Consider the following 4,055-nt stretch of genomic DNA (forward strand, 5'->3'; position numbering starts at 1 on the left):
CGTCGCATGATGTCGGAGTCTGCTGGAAGCCGCGGCATGAAGCACAAGCGATGCTGAGCGAGGATCGAACCTATAGACGGATGGAGGTAACGGTATGGCTGCACAACAGGCGGAGCGCGCAAAATTGAAACGGAAGACAAATCGAAAAAACGAGGAAGACGGTGGAGGGAGGATCGCTCCGGCAAGACGCGTCGTATCTGAACGTACCCGGCGCCGTCCTGAATACGGAAACGAACCGGCGAACGGCCGTCTGACCCAAGAGGAAGTGTGGGCGTATGGGCTCGGCCTATTCGGGATCGGACTGGGATTAGCGGAGTTGATGGCGCCGCGCCGGCTCGCGCGGATGATCGGCGCGCCACCGGAATACGATGGATTGGTTCGTGCCATGGGATTGCGTGAGGTCGCCAGCGGAGTCGGCATTCTGACACAGCGCGCGCCGGCGACAGCGGTCTGGTCGAGGGTGGCCGGAGATGCGATCGATCTGGCCTGCTTGGGCGCCGCATTCACGTCGAATCGCTCGAATCGCGGACGGGTGGCGTGGGCGGCCGCAGCCGTGGCGGGCGCGACATTATTGGATATGATCACCGCGCAGCAATTGAGCCGTGGTATCCAGACCAGGAACGGCGCCATCCCGCTCACGGTGACATTGACGATCAATCGCAAACCCGATGAGCTGTACCGGTACTGGCGCGACTTTACCAATTTGCGGAAATTTATGAATCACTTAAAGGTGGTGAACATCATCAGCGAGCGCCGGTCGCATTGGGTCGCAAAAGGTCCGGCCGGTTCGACGGTCGAGTGGGATGCCGAGATCACTGACGATCGGCCGGACGAACTCATTACCTGGCGGTCGGTGGAGGGTTCGGAAGTCGACCATGCGGGTTCGATCCGATTTGAGCCGGCTACAGGGGACCGGGGCACGATCGTCACAGTGGATATGCACTATAGGCCTCCGTTGGGGACAGTCGGTTCCGCCGTCGCCGCTTGGTTCAGTGAAGATCCGAATCAAACAGTGAAGATGGATCTGCGCCGGTTCAAACAGGTGATGGAAACAGGAGAAGTCATCACGACGGAGGGACAACCGGCGGGACGAGCCGAGAGCACGTCGTGGAAGTACGACAGCGCGATGAAACCGTAGTTCTGAGTCCTGAGCCTTGAAGTTTCGGGTCGAGACTCAGCACGCAGCACTCAGGACACAGCACTGAGGAGAGCACGATGAAAGCCAACTGTTGGTACGGCAAGCAAGACATGCGGGTGTTGGATGTGCCGGACCCAAAGATCCTCAACAGACGGGACGCCATCATCAAAGTCACCTCGACAGCCATCTGCGGCTCGGAACTGCACCTGTATAACGGTTTCATGCCGGCGATGGAGAAGGGCGACATCATGGGCCACGAGTTCATGGGTGAGATCGTCGAGGTCGGTCCCGAGGTCAAGCAACGCCGCGTCGGCGATCGTGTCGTCGTGGCGTTCCCTATTTCCTGCGGAGAGTGCTTTTTCTGCAAAAAGGAACTCTATTCGCTCTGCGAGAATTCCAATCCCAACGCCTGGATGGCGGAGAAGCTCTTCGGCCATTCGCCGGCCGGCATCTTCGGGTACTCCCACTTGATTGGTGGCTTTGCCGGTGGTCAGGCCGAATACGTGCGTGTGCCCTTCGCCGATGTCGGCACGGTCAAAATAGAGAACGGCTTCTCCGACGAACAGGTGCTGTTTCTCTCCGATATTTTTCCGACCGGCTATATGGCCGCTGAACAATGCAACATTCAGCCAGGCGACACAGTCGCTATATGGGGATGTGGACCGGTAGGCCAGTTCGCGATCCGCAGTGCGTTCCTCCTTGGCGCGGAGCGAGTAATCGCCATCGACCGTTTCCCAGAACGTCTGAAGATGGCTCGCGAAGGTGGCGCCGAGACGATCGACTACGAAGAAACGGATGTCTATGACACGTTGATGCAGCTGACCGGTGGCCGAGGCCCGGACTCCTGCATGGACGCCGTGGGGTTGGAAGCGCACATGCCGGGACCCTTGTACTACTACGATCGTATGAAGCAAGCGGTGATGTCCGAGTCCGATCGGCCGATCGCTTTGCGGCAGGCGATTATGGCTTGCCGCAAGGGCGGAACGGTATCCGTCCCGGGCGTGTATGGCGGCTTGATCGATAAAGTCCCGATGGGAGCGGTCATGAACAAGGCGCTGACCATCAAGACAGGGCAAACGCATGCGCAACGCTATTTCAAGCCGCTGCTCGATCGCATCGCCCGCGGCGACATCGACCCCACCTTCGTCGTCACGCATCATATGAAGCTGTCCGATGCTCCTAAGGGGTTCGACATATTCAATCGTAAACAGGATGGCTGCATCAAAATCGTGATGACGCCGTAGTGGGATGGATGCGATGATCCACTGATGATGCGACGTGCGCCTATTCGTATCTCAGTGGTTCTCGCGAGCGCTGTCTTGGCGGCTTGCACGCATGTTGAGCGCCCCGCTCCGGGGAAACCTGTCACGACCGCCACGCGCATCGAGCGGCTCAGCGTGTTGACCTACAATGTCCTACACGGGCTTGAAGTAAGCGGGTGGTCTGTCGGCCCCGCCGAATCAAAGGAAGAGCAGAGGACACGGTTCAATTTGCAAGCCCGCAAACTGTCCTTGGCTCAACCTGACGTGCTGCTGCTTCAAGAGGTCAACCCCTTACCTGAGAAAGCCGACGCGTATGTGACGGCACTGACAACATCGGGTAGTCAGTACACCGAGGTGCATCAAGCGGATGCCTGCGGCATTCGGCTGTTCGGATTGAGGATCATACCGGGGTTGAATAACGGCATGGCCATTCTGGCCAAAGCGCCGCTGCGGCTTCGGAAGGTTGCGGGGCTCAAGCTCAGTGGGGGGCTCGGAGGTTGTGGCGATTTCTTTGGACTGCAACTGGGTGAGCTTCGGTACGCGCTCATCGCGGAAGTTGAAAATCCTACCACGGGCAACAAGCTTCTTGCGGTCAGCGTGCACTTGCACTCCGGCATCGAACGAACCTCCTATTTCCTCCGGAGAATAGCCGACGCCGAGGAACAGGGAGAGTTGCGGCGTGAGGTGTTGCAAGACTTCGTGGCAGCGTTGGAAGAGGATCAGAACAGACGACTCGGCGAGATCCGTGTGCTGGTCAAGGAATTGTCGAGGCTTCACGCCGAGAATGAGAGGTATCTTGGAGTGATCGTCGGCGGGGACTTCAATTTTGAGCCGGATTCCCTCGAGTACCGCGCGTTGCGGCAGGCGGGACTGAGAGATACCTACACCATCCCAAACATAAGCAATTACGAATACAGCTACGATCCTATGCGCAATCCGCTCGTCGGCCACGAAGAAGCCGCATTGCCTCGCGCGCTTCGCGGGGCGATGACCGGTCTTTCAGAAGAAGAACGACAGCGGATTGCCGAGGGCTATCGGAGAGGCATGGGCCAGGCGAGACGGATCGATTATCTGTTTCACATGGGCAAACCACCCAACATCCCTCAAGAGTGTCTCCGGCAGGAACTACTCGGAACACCGGCAGCTGTTGTAGCTAAACCCGCATCCGATCACTACGGTGTCATGAACACCTATATCCTCGACCCGACGCAGTGTTGACCACACCAAGACGCCTCTCTTCACGCGGACAAGGGCGACCTCGAGAGGACCTCCGACACATCCGTATGTTTAGTTCTGTGATACCCCGCAGCTTTGCTGCGGGGAGCTTCATTGCAGACCGCAGAGATGCACGAGGACGACGTCGTGCAAAATCAAATTTGAGATAGTTTCTTATGTCTACACGATCATACAGAACATTCCGGTCATTCCTAAAAATGCACCGCCAGCCCTCCCACGAAATGGCTCGCCTTGTAGTTGCCTTCGACGCCGGCCGTGGTGCCTTGAAGCTGCGAGAAGTCGAACCCGGCATAGTTAAACTGGCTCTTCAGGTTTTTGTGTGGGTTGGATAGAGATCCAATCTTCCACAATGGAAATAGATCGCGGTTTTGAAATGCTCGACATTGCGGAAGCCGCGGGCAGTCTTCTTCACCCACTGG

Annotated in this window: 4 protein-coding genes; 3 read left to right on the forward strand and 1 reads right to left on the reverse strand. The window is 57.8% G+C overall.

Translation table 11 applies throughout. The features are described from left to right. Window positions 1–94: 94 nt before the first annotated feature. The 3 genes from ACOSYY_RS14595 (at window position 95) to ACOSYY_RS14605 (ending at window position 3,618) form a co-directional block, all read left to right on the forward strand. A complete protein-coding gene (locus tag ACOSYY_RS14595; RefSeq protein WP_421663257.1) occupies window positions 95–1,138 on the forward strand; it encodes an SRPBCC family protein in 1,044 nt (347 codons plus the stop codon). A gap of 77 nt (window positions 1,139–1,215) precedes the next feature. Continuing rightward, window positions 1,216–2,382: a zinc-dependent alcohol dehydrogenase gene (locus ACOSYY_RS14600; protein WP_421663258.1), complete on the forward strand. Its 1,167-nt coding sequence runs from the start codon at window positions 1,216–1,218 to the stop codon at window positions 2,380–2,382. 24 nt (window positions 2,383–2,406) lie between these two features. Further along, window positions 2,407–3,618, forward strand: coding sequence for an endonuclease/exonuclease/phosphatase family protein (locus ACOSYY_RS14605; protein WP_421663259.1), 1,212 nt, complete (start codon window positions 2,407–2,409; stop codon window positions 3,616–3,618). A gap of 209 nt (window positions 3,619–3,827) precedes the next feature. Here the strand turns inward: ACOSYY_RS14605 and ACOSYY_RS14610 are convergent. Beyond that, window positions 3,828–4,055 (reverse strand): hypothetical protein (locus ACOSYY_RS14610; protein WP_421663260.1); only part of this gene is annotated, 228 nt, incomplete at its 5' end.

This window comes from Nitrospira sp. BLG_2 (genome assembly GCF_049222245.1).